16 protein-coding genes are annotated in these 15,594 nt (G+C 66.7%); 10 read left to right on the forward strand and 6 right to left on the reverse strand.

The window, feature by feature from the left end; all coding sequences use genetic code 11:
* Positions 1–158: 158 nt before the first annotated feature.
* The 5 genes from ccmA (at position 159) to MUU56_RS20555 (ending at position 3,081) form a co-directional block, all read left to right on the forward strand.
* On the forward strand, positions 159–803 hold the full coding sequence (ccmA, locus tag MUU56_RS20535; protein ID WP_244769152.1) for a heme ABC exporter ATP-binding protein CcmA: 645 nt from the start codon (positions 159–161) through the stop codon (positions 801–803).
* Positions 800–1,459, forward strand: a complete 660-nt coding sequence (ccmB, locus tag MUU56_RS20540) for a heme exporter protein CcmB (protein ID WP_244769153.1) — start codon at positions 800–802, stop codon at positions 1,457–1,459. The genes ccmA and ccmB overlap by 4 nt, the downstream gene beginning before the upstream one ends.
* Positions 1,460–1,532: 73 nt before the next feature.
* The gene (locus MUU56_RS20545; RefSeq protein ID WP_244769154.1) at positions 1,533–2,303 is read left to right on the forward strand and encodes a heme ABC transporter permease; all 771 of its coding nucleotides are present in this window, start codon (positions 1,533–1,535) and stop codon (positions 2,301–2,303) included.
* Positions 2,300–2,467 carry a heme exporter protein CcmD gene (gene ccmD, locus MUU56_RS20550; protein ID WP_244769155.1) on the forward strand — a complete coding sequence of 56 codons (168 nt, stop codon included), beginning with the start codon at positions 2,300–2,302 and terminating at the stop codon, positions 2,465–2,467. Before MUU56_RS20545 ends, ccmD begins: the two co-directional genes overlap by 4 nt.
* Positions 2,464–3,081 (forward strand): DsbE family thiol:disulfide interchange protein, encoded by a 618-nt coding sequence (locus tag MUU56_RS20555; RefSeq protein ID WP_244769156.1) that lies wholly within the window; start codon positions 2,464–2,466, stop codon positions 3,079–3,081. The genes ccmD and MUU56_RS20555 overlap by 4 nt, the downstream gene beginning before the upstream one ends.
* Positions 3,082–3,125: 44 nt before the next feature.
* Here MUU56_RS20555 and MUU56_RS20560 read toward each other — a convergent pair whose 3' ends face one another.
* Positions 3,126–5,186 carry a M3 family metallopeptidase gene (locus MUU56_RS20560; RefSeq protein WP_244769157.1) on the reverse strand — a complete coding sequence of 687 codons (2,061 nt, stop codon included), beginning with the start codon at positions 5,184–5,186 and terminating at the stop codon, positions 3,126–3,128.
* 391 nt (positions 5,187–5,577) lie between these two features.
* On the opposite strand from MUU56_RS20560, the gene MUU56_RS20565 reads away from it, so the two are divergent.
* Complete coding sequence (locus MUU56_RS20565; RefSeq protein ID WP_244769158.1) at positions 5,578–6,696, forward strand: DUF475 domain-containing protein; 1,119 nt, start codon at positions 5,578–5,580, stop codon at positions 6,694–6,696.
* Between the two features lie 178 nt (positions 6,697–6,874).
* Here MUU56_RS20565 and MUU56_RS20570 read toward each other — a convergent pair whose 3' ends face one another.
* The 5 genes from MUU56_RS20570 to MUU56_RS20590 all read right to left on the reverse strand — a co-directional run bounded on the left by MUU56_RS20570 (position 6,875) and on the right by MUU56_RS20590 (position 11,426).
* Positions 6,875–7,039 (reverse strand): hypothetical protein, encoded by a 165-nt coding sequence (locus tag MUU56_RS20570; RefSeq protein WP_024270181.1) that lies wholly within the window; start codon positions 7,037–7,039, stop codon positions 6,875–6,877.
* A 163-nt stretch (positions 7,040–7,202) separates the two neighbouring features.
* Positions 7,203–8,720 carry a tripartite tricarboxylate transporter permease gene (locus tag MUU56_RS20575; protein WP_244769159.1) on the reverse strand — a complete coding sequence of 506 codons (1,518 nt, stop codon included), beginning with the start codon at positions 8,718–8,720 and terminating at the stop codon, positions 7,203–7,205.
* 10 nt (positions 8,721–8,730) lie between these two features.
* Positions 8,731–9,216, reverse strand: a complete 486-nt coding sequence (locus MUU56_RS20580) for a tripartite tricarboxylate transporter TctB family protein (protein WP_244769160.1) — start codon at positions 9,214–9,216, stop codon at positions 8,731–8,733.
* Positions 9,213–10,157: a Bug family tripartite tricarboxylate transporter substrate binding protein gene (locus tag MUU56_RS20585; protein WP_244769161.1), complete on the reverse strand. Its 945-nt coding sequence runs from the start codon at positions 10,155–10,157 to the stop codon at positions 9,213–9,215. Before MUU56_RS20585 ends, MUU56_RS20580 begins: the two co-directional genes overlap by 4 nt.
* A 216-nt stretch (positions 10,158–10,373) precedes the next feature.
* Positions 10,374–11,426, reverse strand: a complete 1,053-nt coding sequence (locus tag MUU56_RS20590) for an ABC transporter substrate-binding protein (RefSeq protein WP_244769417.1) — start codon at positions 11,424–11,426, stop codon at positions 10,374–10,376.
* 93 nt (positions 11,427–11,519) lie between these two features.
* On the opposite strand from MUU56_RS20590, the gene MUU56_RS20595 reads away from it, so the two are divergent.
* From MUU56_RS20595 to MUU56_RS20610, 4 genes are all read left to right on the forward strand, one after another.
* Complete coding sequence (locus MUU56_RS20595) at positions 11,520–12,194, forward strand: response regulator (protein ID WP_244769162.1); 675 nt, start codon at positions 11,520–11,522, stop codon at positions 12,192–12,194.
* The gene (locus MUU56_RS20600) at positions 12,191–13,582 is read left to right on the forward strand and encodes a sensor histidine kinase (protein WP_244769163.1); all 1,392 of its coding nucleotides are present in this window, start codon (positions 12,191–12,193) and stop codon (positions 13,580–13,582) included. Before MUU56_RS20595 ends, MUU56_RS20600 begins: the two co-directional genes overlap by 4 nt.
* A 289-nt stretch (positions 13,583–13,871) precedes the next feature.
* On the forward strand, positions 13,872–14,357 hold the full coding sequence (locus MUU56_RS20605; RefSeq protein ID WP_244769164.1) for a MarR family winged helix-turn-helix transcriptional regulator: 486 nt from the start codon (positions 13,872–13,874) through the stop codon (positions 14,355–14,357).
* Complete coding sequence (locus tag MUU56_RS20610; RefSeq protein WP_244769165.1) at positions 14,354–15,571, forward strand: multidrug effflux MFS transporter; 1,218 nt, start codon at positions 14,354–14,356, stop codon at positions 15,569–15,571. The genes MUU56_RS20605 and MUU56_RS20610 overlap by 4 nt, the downstream gene beginning before the upstream one ends.
* The last annotated feature ends 23 nt before the right edge of the window (positions 15,572–15,594 follow it).

Raw genomic sequence — 15,594 nt, forward strand, 5'->3', positions numbered from 1 at the left:
AATCACTCCCCGTGTTCGGCGCTGAACATCAAATTCACGCCGACCGCTGGCGTGGCGACCGCGTTATAGATAATTTCTAAGAAACGTTCCAGAGTGCCGGCCGGCAATCGGACAATTTTTTGCGTTGCGACCAAGGTCGTAAGGGAAAGTGAAACATCATGCGGCTCGTCGCCGAAGGATTGAGTGCCAAGCGCGGCGAGGACCTGATTTTCCAAGATATTTCCTTCGAAATCGCTGGCGGCGAGGCGCTCGTCGTCAAGGGGCCGAACGGCTCCGGCAAGTCCACGCTGCTGCGGGTGCTCGCGGGCCTTCTGCCGGCCGAATCGGGAACGGCGAAACTTCTTGCGGCAGCGCACCCGGTCGAGCGTGTCGGCGAGGGCGCGCATTATCTCGGCCACCGCAATGCGATGAAGCGCGAGCTGACGGTGGAGGAGAATCTCGCCTTCTGGAAGGCCTTCTTCGGCGACTTTGCCGGCGGACAGGGCATGGCGGTCGATGCGGCGGTGGAGGCCGTCGGCCTCGGCGGCATCGCCCACCTGCCGTTCGGCTACCTCTCGGCGGGCCAGCAGCGCCGCATGGCGATGGCCAAGCTGCTCGTCGCCTGGCGCCCGGTCTGGATCCTCGACGAGCCGACGGCGGCGCTCGACATTGCCGCCGAGGAGATGTTTTCCGACCTCGTCATGGCGCATCTTGCCCGCGGCGGCCTCGCCATCGCCGCGACGCACCAGCCGCTCGGGCTGACAGGCGCGCGGGAATTGCGGATGGCGGGCTTCGCGCCGGTCGATGCGGGGAGCTGGGCATGATGTCCCTGCTCCTGCGCGATATCAGACTCTCCGTGCGTGCCGGCGGCGGCGCGCTGATCGGTGTCCTGTTCTTCATGACGGTCGTCGCGGTCATCCCCTTCGGCGTCGGACCCGACCTCAACCTGCTCTCGCGCATCGGCCCGGCGATCCTGTGGATCGGCGCGCTGCTGGCCGCGCTGCTCGGGCTCGACCGGCTGTTCCAGGCCGAGCGCGAGGACGGATCGCTCGACCTTCTCCTGATGCAGGAGACGCCGCTGGTGCTGACCGTGTTCGTCAAGTGCCTGGCGCACTGGATCGCGACCGGCCTGCCGCTCGTCGTCGCCTCGCCGCTGCTCGGGCTGTTCATGAACATGGACGAGGTTGCGATCGGGGCGACGACGCTGACGCTCCTTGCCGGCACGCCGGCGCTCACCTTCATCGGGGCGGCGGGGGCGGGCATTGCCGTGGCGCTGCCGCGTGGCGGCCTGCTCGTGTCGATCCTCGTTCTGCCGCTCGCCATTCCCGTGCTGATCTTCGGCGTCAGCGCGGTCCATGCGGCGATCGAGGATCCGGCGCCCTTCCTGCCGCCCTTCCTCGTCCTCGTCGCGCTCAACCTGTTCTTCGCCGTCATCGGGCCGGTGGCGGCGGCGGCGGCGCTTCGGCTTTCGAGCGACTGACGCGACGAATTGACGGGAATGTGATTGCGGCAGATCAATTGAAGCCGGGGGGCTTCCGCGTTAAAGAACCATCATGAGCGAACCGAGCCTTGCCATCCGCAAATTCAGCGACCTCGCCAACCCGACCCGGTTCCTGGCGCTGGTCGCGATCGTCTGGCCCTATCTTGCCGGGCTGACGCTCTGTCTTTTCGCCGTGGGGCTCTATTTGTCCTTCACGACGCTCGGCGACTACCAGCAGGGCGAGACGGTGCGCATCATGTATGTGCATGTGCCGGCGGCCTGGCTTTCCATGATGTGCTACACGGTCATGGCGCTTTCGGCGCTCGGCACGCTCGTCTGGCGCCATCCGCTCGCCGATGTGTCCGCCAAGGCGGCCGCGCCGATCGGCGCCTGCTTCACGCTCGTCGCGCTCATCACCGGCTCGCTCTGGGGCAAGCCCATGTGGGGCACCTGGTGGGTGTGGGATGCGCGGCTCACCTCCGTCTTCGTGCTGTTCCTGATGTATCTCGGCCTGATCGCGCTCAACCGCGCCATGGACGACCCGACGCGGGCGGCCAAGGTCAGCGCCGTGCTGATCCTCGTCGGCTTCGTCAACATCCCGATCATCAAGTTCTCCGTCGAATGGTGGAACACGCTGCACCAGCCGGCCAGCGTCGTGCGGCTCGACGGGCCGACCATCGACCCGGAATTCCTCTGGCCGCTCCTCGTGATGGCGGTCGCCTTCACGCTCCTGTTCTTCACGCTGCACGTCCTTGCCATGCGCAACGAGATCCTGCGCCGGCGCATCGCCGTGCTGCGCCGGCATGCCGCCCGGTCCGCCGGCCGTTCGGGAGATGCGGCATGAGCCACGCCTTCTATGTCACGGCGTCCTATGTCGCCGCCTTCGCCGTCGTAGCGGGTCTCGTTCTCTGGGTCTGGCTGGACCACCGCGCGCGCCACCGCGAACTGGCGCAGCTCGAAGCGGCGGGCATCCGCCGCCGTTCGGCGCGCAGCGGGGAAAAACCATGAGCAACACCGACGGCGATGCGCAGAGCGGCGGAAAGCGCACGCGCCTCGTCCTTGCGGCGCTTCCCCTGGCGATCTTCGCGGGCATGGCGGCGATCTTCTTTGCCATGCTGACCGATCCCAACCGCAACACGTCCGAAATCCCCTCCGCGCTGATCGGCACCAAGGCGCCCTACCGCGATCTCGAGCCGCTGGTGGGGGCGATGAAGGACGGCGCGCAGGTGCCGGCGCTGACGGCCGAGAGCGGCAAGGGCAAGCTGACGCTCGTCAATTTCTGGGCGTCCTGGTGCGTGCCCTGCCGGCAGGAGCATCCGGTCATCCTGGCGTTGTCCAAGGACCCGCGTCTCAATGTCGTCGGCGTCAACTACAAGGACGGCAGCGAGAACGCGTTGCGCTTCCTCGGCGAGCTCGGCAATCCCTTCTCCGCCATCGGCCTCGACCCTGTCGGCAAGATGGCGATCGACTGGGGCGTCTACGGCATCCCGGAATCCTACCTCGTCGGGCCGGACGGCACGATCCTCTACAAGAAGGTCGGCCCCTTCGACGACAGGAGCCTCGAGGACGGGCTCTATCCTGCCATCGAAAAGGCGCTCGGCGCGCCGGCGCAGGCCGGCTGAGACAGGCTGCCCGGCCGGGCCATGGAGCCCGGCCGGAATGGCCCTCAGGCGGCGAGGCCCTTCTTTTCCAGCATGGCCTCCGGGCTCGGCAGCTTGCCGCGGAAGGCCTTGTAGGCGTCCTCCGGATCGACCGAGCCGCCGACGGCGTAGATATAGGTCTTCAGCCGCGCGGCCATGGCCGGGTCGAAGGCATCGCCCGTCTCGGTGAAGGCGGCGAAGGCGTCGGCGTCGAGCACTTCCGACCACATGTAGGAATAGTAGCCCGCCGAATAGCCGTCGCCGGAGAAGACGTGCTGGAAATGCGGCGTGGCGTGGCGCATGACGATGGATGCCGGCAGGCCGATCGCCTCCAGCACCTGCTGCTGCGCCGCCATCGGGTCCTCGACGGCGCCGCGCGTGTGGAAGGCCATGTCGACCAGAGCGGAGGACGTGAACTCCACCGTCGCAAAACCGGAATTGAAGGTGCGGGCGGCGAGCACCTTGTCGAGCAGCGTTTTGGGCATCGCCTCGCCGGTCTGGTAGTGCACCGCATAGCGCGTCAGGATTTCCGGCACGGTCAGCCAGTGCTCGTAAAGCTGCGAGGGCAGTTCGACGAAATCGCGCGCGACGCCCGTGCCCGAGACCGAGGGATAGGTGACGTCGGAGAGCATGCCGTGCAGGGCATGGCCGAATTCATGGAAGAGCGTGCGCGCATCGTCGAGCGAAAGCAGCGCCGGCTTGCCTTCGGCAGGCTTGGCGAAGTTGCAGACATTGTAGATGATCGGCAGTTCGCCGACCGATCCGTTCTTGAGCGGCAGGCGGTGCTGGCTCTGGTAGGCGCTCATCCACGCGCCCGAGCGCTTGGAGGCGCGGGCGAAGTAGTCGCCGAGGAACATGGCGACGAGCCGGTCGTCGCGGTCGCGGATCTCGAAGACGCGGACATCGGGGTGATAGACCGGCACGCCGGTCTTCTCGACGGCGCGGATGCCGAACAGCCGCCCGGCGACGTCGAAGCAGGCGTCGATGATCTTTTCCAGTTGCAGATAGGGTTTCAGCTCCGCCTCTGAGAAGCTGAACTTCTTCGCGCGCAGCTTTTCGGCGTAATAGCGCCAGTCCCAGGGCATGACCGCGTGGTTGTGGCCTTCCTCCGCGGCGAGGGCGGCGAGCTCCGCCTCTTCCTCGCGCGCCCGCGCCACGGCCTTTTCCCAGACCTGCATCAAGAGGCCGTTCACCACCTCCGGCGTCTTGGCCATGGTGTTGTCGAGTTTCAGCGCGGCGAAATTCGTATAGCCGAGCAGGCCGGCCTTTTCGGCGCGCAGCGCCAGCGTTTCCCTGACGATGCCGCGATTGTCCGTTTCACCATGGTTCTCGCCGCGCGCCACCCAGGCGCGAAAGGCCTGTTCGCGCAGGTCCCGGCGGGCGGAGAAGGTGAGGAAGGGCTCGATGATCGAGCGCGACAGCGTGACGGCAAAGCGGCCGTCCTCTCCGCGTTCGCGGGCCGCGGCGGCCATGGCGTCCTTCAGGAAGTCCGGCAGGCCGTCGAGCGCATCGCCCTCGTCGAGCAGGAGCGCCCAGTTCTTCTCGTCGGCCAGCACGTTCTGGCCGAATTTCGCGCCGAGCCCGGCCAGCGTCTCGTTGATCGCGGCGAGGCGGTCCTGCTCCGGCTTGGCCAGCCTGGCACCGGACTTGACGAACCCCTTCCAGTGCCGTTCCAGCACGCGGGTCTGTTCCAGCGAGAGGTTCAGCGCCTCGCGGCCCTCCCAGAGCGCGTCGATGCGGGCGAAGAGCGCCGCATTGGTGCCGATCTTCGAATAGTGCCGCGCCATCTTGGGCGCGATGTCGCGCTCCAGGGCCTGGATCGTGTCGTTGGTGTTGGCGCCGGCCCGGCTCCAGAAGAGTGCGGAGACGCGGGAAAGTTCGTCGCCGGCAGTTTCGAGCGCGGCGATCGAGTTGTCGAAGGTCGCGGGCTCCGGATTGCCGGCGATGGCGTCGATCTCCGCCTCGTGCGCGGCAAGCGCGGCGGCAAACCCGCCCGCGAAGGCGTCATCCTTCACGAGATCGAAACGCGGCAGGCCGTTGAGGCCGGTCCACTCGACGAGGGCGGGATCGATGCGCGTTTCGGTCATGGGGGTCTGGTCCTTTCTGGCAAATCACCGTGCGGCGAATATAGGAATGGAGGAGGGGGTTGGTACAGGGTGGCAGCTTTTAAAATACGGAACCGGCGCGCGGCCTGCGGCATTTGTAGGCCAAGCGGCACCCCGCCCCTTGACGCGGACGGCAACTTCGGTGAAAACACCGGATAACCGCGGCCTTGGACATCGGTAGCCGCGGTGAACTTAGGTGCCGGGCCCCTCTGGCGAGAGTTTTACGGCGCTCTCGTGATGTCGGTACCGCCAGCAATCGAGCCGGCGGATTCAAAAACATGAAAATCCTGACAATGCCTGACCCGCATGCCCTTTCCGGTATGCGTTATTTCCTTTTCCGCAACACCGTGGCTTCCACCCAGGAGGTGCTGTCATGATCGGTAACGGCGAAGGCAAATCCACCCTTTCCTACCTGAAGTGGGCATTCATCTTCACCGCCATCGGCCTGGTGCTCGGCGCCTGGCTCGGCTGGCAGACGACCGGAACGCTCTCCGGCATGGCGACGATCTTCTTCATCTGCGCCGTGCTTGCGGTGCTGGAGATCTCGCTCTCCTTCGACAACGCCATCGTCAACGCGAACAAGCTCAAGGACATGACGCCGGTGTGGCAGCACCGCTTCCTGACCTGGGGCATCATTATCGCCGTCTTCGGCATGCGCATCGTCTTCCCGCTGCTGATCGTGGTGATCGCGGCGCGCATCGGCCCGTTCGAGGCGATCCTGCTGGCGGCCCGCGAGCCGGCGGAATATGCCCGCATCATGAACGAGGCGCATCTGCCGATCGCCGCCTTCGGCGGCACCTTCCTGATGATGGTCGGCCTCACCTACTTCTTCAACCATGAGAAGGACGTGCACTGGATCGGCTTCATCGAGAAGCACATGGCCCGCTCGGCCACCGTCAAGGGCATCGAGATCGCCTTCGTGCTGCTCCTGATCCTGGTCTTCTCGAACCTGCTCGAGGGTGAGGAAGCCAACACCTTCGTCTTCTCCGCCATCTACGGCCTCCTGACCTTCCTTGCGGTGGAAGTCGTCGGCGGCCTGCTCGATGCCTCGCAGAAGGCGATGTCGGAAGCGGCCAAGGGCGGCCTCGGCGCCTTCATCTACCTGGAAGTGCTCGATGCCAGTTTCTCCTTCGACGGCGTCATCGGCGCCTTCGCGCTGACGCAGAACCTCTTCGTCATCGCGATCGGCCTCGGCATCGGCGCCATGTATGTGCGCTCGATGACCATCATGCTCGTCGACAAGGGCACGCTTGCCGAATACCGCTACCTGGAGCACGGCGCGTTCTACGCGATCCTGATCCTCTCGGTGGTCATGTATTGCCAGACGCTGGTGCACATCCCGGAAGTCATCACCGGCCTTGGCGGCGCGACGCTGATCGGCATCTCGCTCTGGTCGTCGATCCGCTACAACAAGCGGGAACGCGCGCGAGAAAGCCATGGCGACCTGCACGGCTCCGACCGTGTGGCGGCCCAACTCGGCGAACGCGCCTGAGGCACCATCGGCCGGCCGTTTCGACGGCCGGCTTCCTCGTCTTTACCGCATTGTCCGACGCCGAAGCGAGTTCGCTTCGGCTGGAAATGCTCTAGAAGAAGACGAGGCCCCGAATACAGAAGGCCCGCCGGTCTTGCGACCAGCGGGCCTTTTCGTTCAAGGAATTCTTTCTACGGCGTCAGACGCGCGGGAAGTCGGCGGGGTTGATGCCGAGCGTTCTCAGGTCGCGTTCCTTCGGGCGGCGGTGCCCTTCGACAGCCGCGGCGGCTGCATTGGCAGCGCTCAGTACGGCGAAGGCCCGGCCGAAGAAGCCCTGGGCGAAGGAGTTGCGGAGGGTGGTCATTGGATTGCTCGCTTTCTGTTTTAGCTTACGAGCAGAAGATGATGTCTCGCGCCTCAAAGGACAAGCGACGGAATCTCAGCCCAGCCATGCAACGGACGCAGGCCGGAAACGGGTGTTTCCGGCCTGCGTCCTGTTCGGCCTTGGGAGGGACCGTCGGTAAGGCTCAGTCTTCGTTGGCCGCGAACTGCGAGAGCACTTCGCCCTTGCCGCGGGCGCGCAGGATGAGCGGCACGACGACGGCGAGGATGGCCAGCACGAAGAGCACGGCGGCGATCGGCGACAGGAAGAGCGCGGAGACATCGCCCTGGCTGATCGCCAGCGCCCGGCGCAGCTGCTGCTCCGCCATCGGCCCGAGGATGAGGCCGACGACGACGGGCGCGATCGGATAGCCGAAGATGCGCATGGCAAAGCCGAGCAGGCCGAAGGCGAGCAGCATGCCGAGCTCGAAGACCGACGGGTTGGCACCGATCGTGCCGAGCGTCGCGAAGAGCAGGATTCCGGCATAGAGCCAGGGTTTCGGGATCGTCAGCAGCTTCACCCAGAGGCCGATCAGCGGCAGGTTCAAGACCAGCAGCATGAAATTGGCGATGAGCAGGCTGGCGATGAGGCCCCAGACGAGCTGCGGATTGGTCGCGAACAGGAGCGGGCCTGGCTGCAGGCCGTATTGCTGGAAGCCGGCAAGCATGATCGCCGCCGTCGCCGTGGTCGGCAGGCCGAGCGAGAGCAGCGGCACGAGCGTGCCGGCGGCCGACGCATTGTTCGCCGCTTCCGGGCCGGCGACGCCTTCGATGGCGCCCTTGCCGAACTCGTCCTTGTGGCTGGAGAACTGCTTTTCCGTTGAATAGGAGAGGAAGCTGGCGATATCGGCGCCGCCGGCCGGCATGGCACCGATCGGGAAGCCGATGAAGGTGCCGCGCAGCCACGGTTTCCACGAGCGGGCCCAGTCCTGCGCGCTCATCCAGACCGAGCCCTTCACCGCCTCCACCTTGTCGGGGATGCGGTCGCCCTGGCTGGCGACGTAGAGCGTCTCGCCGATGGCGAACATGGCGACGGCGAGCGTCGTTACCTCGATGCCGTCGAGCAGGTCCGGAATGCCGAAGGAAAGCCGCGCCTGGCCGGTCTGCTGGTCGATGCCGATGACGGCAAGGCCAAGGCCGATGAAGAGGGCGGTGAGGCCGCGCAGCGTCGAATCGCCGAAGGCGGCTGAGACGGTGACGAAGGCGAGCACCATCAGCGCGAAATATTCCCGCGGGCCGAAGGAGAGCGCGAACTTGACCACGAAGGGCGCGATGAAGGCGAGACAGAGCGTGGCGATGAGCCCGGCGACGAAGGAGCCGATCGCTGCCGTTGCGAGCGCGGGACCGCCGCGGCCGGCGCGGGCCATCTTGTTGCCCTCGAGCGCGGTGACGACGGAGGCGCTTTCGCCCGGCGTGTTGAGCAGGATCGAGGTCGTCGAGCCGCCATACATGCCGCCATAATAGATGCCGGCGAACATGATGAGGGAGCCGGCCGGATCGAGCTTGTAGGTGACGGGCAGCAGGAGCGCCACGGTGAGGGCCGGGCCGATGCCGGGCAGAACGCCGACGGCGGTGCCGAGCGTCACGCCGATCAGCGCATAGAGCAGGTTCATCGGCTGGGCGGCGATGGTGACGCCCTGCAGCAGGAATTCGAATGTACCCATCGTCAGCTCCTCAGAAGAACAGGTGTTCCAGCGGCCCGGCGGGCAGCGAGAGTTGCAGGAAGCGGCCGAAGATGATGTAGACGACGAAGCTGAAGGCGATGCCGATCGGCAGCGAGATCCACAGCTTGCGCCGGCCGAAGCCGAAGGCGGTCAGGGCGAAGAGCGCGCCCGTCGCAATCGAGAAGCCCGCGGTCTTGAGCAGCAGCATCTGCCCGGCAAGGCCCGCCACGATGAAGACGACCGGCTTGACCTCGATCGGCTCGCGCTCCGGGAAGTCGCCGCGCCAGGCTTCGAAGCCCGTCCAGACGGCGAGCAGGGCAAGGCCGATGGCAACGACATGCGGCACGGTGGCGGGGCCGATGCGGGAATAGTTGCTCATCTCCGCAAGGCGCCCGGCATCCCACCAGATCAAGGCGGCTATGGCGAAGAGGACGGGGGCGATGACCAGCGCCGCCCGGTCGGGGCGGCGCCTTTCGTTGGAGGGGATCCCGCTCATTTGACGAGCCCGATGTCCTTGAGGATGCTTTCCGTCGCGGCGATGTCCTTGCCGAGCTGTTCCTTGAAGGCGTCGCCGGCCAGATAGGTGTTCTGCCAGCCCTTGGTCTTCAGGATGTCCTTCCAGGCGTCGGAATTCGCCGCCTTCTCGATATCGGCGTTGATCGCGGTTACCTGCTCGGCCGAAAGGCCGGGTGCCGCGGCGACCATGCGCCAGTTCTCGACGACGACGTCGAGGCCGCCTTCCTTGATGGTCGGGGCGTCGATGCCGTCCACGCGCTCGGCGCTGGAGATGGCGATCAGGCGCAGCGTGCCGGCCTTCACCTGGGCCTCGAACTCGCCATAGCCGGAAATGCCGGCCGTCACCTGGTTGCCGAGGATGGCGGCAAGCGCCTCGCCGCCGCCGGAATAGGCGACGTAGTTGATCTTGGTCGGATCGACGCCGGCGGCCTTGGCGATCAGGCCGGCCGTGATGTGGTCCGTGCCGCCGGCCGAGCCGCCGGCCCAGGAAACCGCGCCGGGATCGGCCTTCAGGGCCGTCACGAGGTCGTCCATGGTCTGGATCGGCGAGGCGGCCGGAACGACGATCGCTTCATATTCGCCGGTGAGGCGGGCGATCGGCGTCACGTCGTTGAGCGTCACCGGCGACTGGTTGGTGAGGATCGCGCCGACCATGACGTAACCGCCGACGATGAGGGCGTTCGGGTTGCCGCTGTTCTGGCTGGCGAACTGGGCAAGGCCGATCGTGCCGCCGGCGCCCGGAACGTTCACCACCTGCACGCTGCCGGAGATCTTCTCGTCCTGCAGGACGGTCTGCAGCGAACGGGCCGTCTGGTCCCAGCCGCCGCCCGGGCCGGCCGGGGCGATGATCGTGTAATCGGCGGCAAGCGCCGGAAGCGCCATGGCGCCGGCGATGAGGGATGCCAGGAAGAAGTGTTTCAAGAGTGTATCCTCCGTCAGGCGCGGCTTTGCGCGCATCGTTGCCTCTGGCGGGAGGATGGGCGGCCGGTGGCGGCGCGAACGGTTGTTCGCGGCGCGATCTCGGCAGAATTCTCCTCCCGGTCTTCCGTCCGCCTCCACGGACGATGAAGAGCCCAAAGGCACCACAGGAAGCTGACATCTACCTGACATTGCGCTGCCGCACGGTCGCGCTTCACGCTACTGCGTGCGCAGAACCTCGTTCCAGCGGGCGATCAGCCGGGCCCGCTTCACCTGGTCGAGATAGACCATCAGGCCCGGGCTCACCGGTACGGGCTTCAGCTGCGCGCCGAGCAGCGCGCTCATCGTGCGCGCCGTGTTGGTGCCCGACACTTCGGGGCTGACGGCGGCGATCTGCAGTTCGCGGGCCATGATCGTCTGGCCCTCCTTCGACATGAAGAAGGCAAGGTAGCGCCGGCCGAGCTCGGGGGAGGCGGCGGCCTGCGGCACGAGGCCGATGCGCGACATGACGACGGTATAGTCCTTCGGCAGCACGATGCCGACATCGGGATGGCGCGAGGCCCAGTCCGCCGCATAGGAGCCGAGGATGTTGTAGCCGAGCACGAAGCGTCCGTCGGCGACGCGCTCCAGGATGGCCGAGCTGGTGGAATAGAGCTTCACACCCGCAGCCCCCATGGCCTGGATCACCGTCCAGATGTCGCCGAACTGCTCCTGGTCGCGCGCCATGAAGAGGAAGCCGACGCCGGAGCGCTCGATGTCGTAGGTGCCGATGCGGCCGTAGACCGTCTCGCCCTGCCGCTTGAGGTAGTCGACGAACTCGGCGCGCGAGGCCGGCGGCTTTTCGTCCTTGAAGCTCGGCTTGTGGTAGACGAAGACGGCGGGCTCGAAGGTCAGCGCATAGGCGGTGTTGCGCCAGTTGGCCCAGGCCGGCCAGCGGTCGCTCATCGGCAGGTCGCTGCGCTGGGCATAGCCGTCATTGCTGAGCTTGACCTGGAGGTCCATCGCCGAGGAGAAGGCGAAATCGGCGGTCTTCTCCCCCGCGTCCGTCTCGCGCACGATGCGGTCGTAGACCTCGCCGGTCAGCATCTCGTCATAGCGCAGCGCGACATCGGGATTGGCCTGCTGGAAGCCCTCGATCATCGGCCGGGCGAGCGGTTCGTCCAGCGAGGAATAGACGATGAGCACCGGCGCATCCGCATCGCCGTTGCGGGCCGGAAAGAAGGCCGGCTCGGAAAATGCGGGCAGGGGCGCCGCCAGGAGCGCGAGAAGCATGAGGACAAGACGCATGGGGCGACCTTGCCAAAGCGCGAGGCCGTTCACAAGTGCGCCGCCCGCCGTTAAGTTCACGGCGGGAGGACGAACGACGTGCGCATTCTACTGGTCGAGGACAACGAAGCCCTGGCGGATGGCCTCTCCGCCATCCTGAAGGGCACCGGCCATGCGGTGGACGTGGTGCGCGACGGCGCCTCCGCCGATGCCGCCATCACGTCGGAGAGCTTCGATCTCGTCATCCTCGACCTCACGCTGCCCGAGATGGACGGCCTCGACGTGCTGCGCGCCATGCGGGCCCGCCGGAGCAAGGCGGCCGTCCTGATCCTCACCGCCCGCGGCGCGCCGGAGGAGCGGGTGCGCGGCCTCGACCTCGGCGCCGACGACTACATGATAAAACCCTTCGACATCTCGGAATTCGAGGCGCGCGTGCGCATGCTGCTGCGCCGGCAGGCGGGGCTGCGTTCGGCGGCGATCACCTTCGGCGGCGTCGTGCTCGATCTCAACTCGCGCAGCTTTTCCGCCGACGGCGCGCCGCTCGACATTCCCGCCCGTGAACTCGGCCTGCTCGAAATCCTCTTCATGCGCGCCGGAAAGGTGGTCGCCAAGGAAGCGATCATGCAATCGCTCGCCGCCTTCGACGACGACCTCTCGGCCAATGCCATCGAGCAATATGTCAGCCGGCTCCGCAAGAGGCTGGCGCCGCATGGGCTGACCGTGCGCACCGCGCGCGGCATCGGCTACTATCTCGACAAGGCGCCCGCCGCTTGACGCTCCTTCCGGCCTCATCGCTGCGCCGCCGCCTGCTGCTCTGGCTGCTCGTCTCGACGGCGGTGATCGGCACGGTCGCGCTCGTCGATACCTATCACGAGGCCGTCAAGACGGCGAACGAGGTTTCCGACCGGGTGCTGGCCGGGTCGGCGCTGGCGATCGCCGAGCGGGTCGTGGTGACGGAAAACGGCACGCTCGAGGTGGACATTCCCTATGTCGCGTTGGAAATGCTGACCTCGGCCGCGCAGGATCGGGTCTTCTACCGCGTCGACGGACCGCCCGGCCAGTTCATCACCGGCTACCAGACCCTGCCGACGATCCCGGAGACGGCGGGCCAGCCGATGGGCTTTGCGGATGCGACCTTCCGCGGCGAGCCGATCCGCATCGCGGTGCTGCAGCGTTCGGCGTCGACCGGCATCAATTCCGTGCCCTTCGCCGTCACCGTCGCCGAGACCACCATCGCCCGCCGCCAGCTGACCCAGACGATCCTGCTGCGGTCGGCGCTGCGCCTTGCCATGATGATCGCGGGGGCCGCCCTCATCGTCTGGATCGCCGTCACCGTGTCGCTCCGGCCGCTCTACAGGCTTAGCGATGCCATTGCCGAGCGCAGCCCGAACGACCTGCACCCGATCGAGCAGCGCGTGCCGAGCGAGGTGCAGGGGCTCGTCGATACCGTCAACTCCTTCATGGTGCGCCTGCAATCGGCGCTCGACGCGCTCCGGCATTTTTCCGGCAATGCCAGCCACCAGCTGCGCACGCCGCTCGCCATCATCCGCACCCAGCTCGCGCTGGCGAGCCGCGCCGGCACGCTGGAGGAGGCGCAGGAGGCCGCCCGCAAGGGCGATGCCGCCGTCGCCCATGCCGAGCGCATCCTCGCCCAGCTCCTACTGATGGCCAAGATCGATGCCGCCGGCTCCAACGAGCCGCAGAAGACGGCGCCGGTCGATATTGCCGCGCTCGCCCAGCAGCTCACCGCCGACCGCGTGCCCACGGCTGCCGAGGCCGGCATCGATCTCGGCTTCGAGGGAGAGGGGCCTGCCTTCGCCCGCGCCGAGCCGCTGCTTTTTGGCGAGCTCCTGCGCAATCTCCTGGAAAACGCCATCGCCTATGCCGGCAACGGGGCGGAGGTGACGGTTCGCGTGCGTCGCGCCGCGGATGCCGTGCTTCTCGGCGTGGAGGATAACGGTCCCGGCATTGCGCCCGAGCGCCGCGGCCTCGTGCGCCAGCGCTTCTCCCGCGGCGAGCACCGCGATGCGCCGGGCATGGGCCTCGGCCTGCCCATCGTGGAGGAAATCGCCGCCCTGTTCGATGCGACGATGGTGCTGGACTGCGGTGCGGACGGCCGGGGCCTCTGCGTGACGATCCGCTTCCCCGCGGTGGATGGTTAGGACCCTGCTGTCCGGGAATGCGTGCCTTGCCACCGCCCCTCTCCCCTGCCTTCTGTTACGGGGGAAGGAGTGCCGAGCTTGAAGCAGGGCAGCCATGACGATGCCGAATAGCAGGTCGAGGATTCTGGCTATCCTGTTGAATTTTCAGCATTCCGGTTGTTTTCATCCGAGCGGTGCCCGGCAAAATTTGCCGTTTCGCAAGGCAGCCATGCGTTGTGGCCGTAGCTGGGCGGTTGTTCCTTCCGGCAATGCATAGTAAGCTACGCTTACAATAAGCCAGAAAGCGAACATGTCCTCTCGACCCGATCCCGACGCCCTCGGTTTCGTCCTCATCGACGTTGCCCGCATGCTGCGCAGCGCCTTCGAGCGCCGCATCGCCACCGCCGGTCTCGGCCTCACGCCGGGCGAGGCGCGCACCCTCGTGCGCATCGCCACGCTGGAGGGCAGCCGCCAGCTCGACATCGCCCAGCGCATGGGCATCGAGCCGATGACGCTTTCCACCTATCTCGACCGCCTGCAGAGCCTTGGCTACATCGAGCGCCGTCCCGACCCGGCCGATCGCCGGGCCAAGCTGATCTTCACCACGCCGATCGCGGGCGCCCTCATCGCCAGTATCCGCACCGAGCAGATCGAGCTGATGGAGCATGTGACGAGCGGCATCGGCCCGGAGGAGCTGGAACTGATGCGCGACCGGCTGAAGCGCCTGCGCGCGAATCTCTGCGCCCTCGAGGAAGACGGCGCCGCACCCGTGCTGGCAAAGGAAGCCGGCCGATGACGACGCCGCGCATGAGCGAGCGCCGCACCAGCATCATCGCCGCCTTCCTCGTTGCGCTCGGCCCCGTTTCCATGGCGCTCTATACGCCGGCCATGCCTGAGCTGGTGCGCGCCTTCTCCTCGACGGAATCGGCGATCAAGCTGACGCTTTCGCTCTATTTCGCCGGTTTCGCGCTGTCGCAGCTCGTCTCCGGCACCATGTCGGACGTGCTCGGCCGGCGGAAGACCACGCTGATCTTCATGATCGTCTATCTCGCCGGCAGCCTGATGGCGGCCTTCGCGCCGAGCGTCGGCGTGCTCCTGGCCGGCCGTCTCGTGCAGGGCATCGGCGCGTCGGTCGGCATGACCGTCTCGCGCGCCATCGTGCGCGACCAGTTCACCGGCACCGAGGCCGCCCGCATCATGAACATGGTCGGCATGATGCTCGCCGTCGGCCCGGCCGTCTCGCCGACGCTCGGCGGTTTCGCGCTCGGCCTGTTCGGCTGGCAGTCGATCTTCTTCCTGATGGTGGGCTTTGCGCTGGCGGCCTGCGGCGCGGTCTATTTCTTTATGGCCGAGACCACGGTGCCGGATCCGGCGAAGGGCCGCATCGGCCCGATCCTTGCCGGCTATGCAGCGCTTGCCACGAGCCACCGCTTCGTTTCCGCCACGCTTGTCATGGCCGGCGCGGTCGGGGCGCTCTACGGCCAGGCGACCATGCTGCCCTTCGTTCTGATCGGCACGGTCGGCCTGACGCCGACGGAGTTCGGCGTCGGCATGCTCATGCAGTCGGGTTTCTTCTTCGCCGGCACGGTCTGCGTGCGCCTTCTGATGCGCACGGTCGCGCCCGCCCGGATCGTGCTACCTGGCCTTTGCTTCATCGGCTTTGCCAGCATTTTGATCGCGCTCACGTCGCATCTGCTGACGCCGAGCTTCCTCAGCGTCATGGGGCCGGTCGGCATCTATGCCTTCGGCATCGCCTTCGTCATGCCCTATATGATGACGGCCGCCATGGAGCCCTTCCCCGAGATCGCCGGTTCGGCTTCCGCGGCCATGGGCTTCATCCAGATGGGGGCCGGCTTTCTTGCGGGCCTGCTTGCCGCCGCCATCGGCATGCCGCTCTTCGCCTTCGGCACCATCATTCCCGCCATGGGCCTGGTGGGGATCCTTGCCTACGCCTGGTATCGCGCGATCTGCAGCCGCGATGCGCAGCTTGCCGCCGAGCCGGCGGAGTAACGCCTGCCGGAACCGAAGAGGCC

The sequence above is a fragment of the Shinella yambaruensis genome (assembly GCF_022899355.1).
Classification (GTDB): Bacteria; Pseudomonadota; Alphaproteobacteria; order Rhizobiales; family Rhizobiaceae; genus Shinella; species Shinella yambaruensis.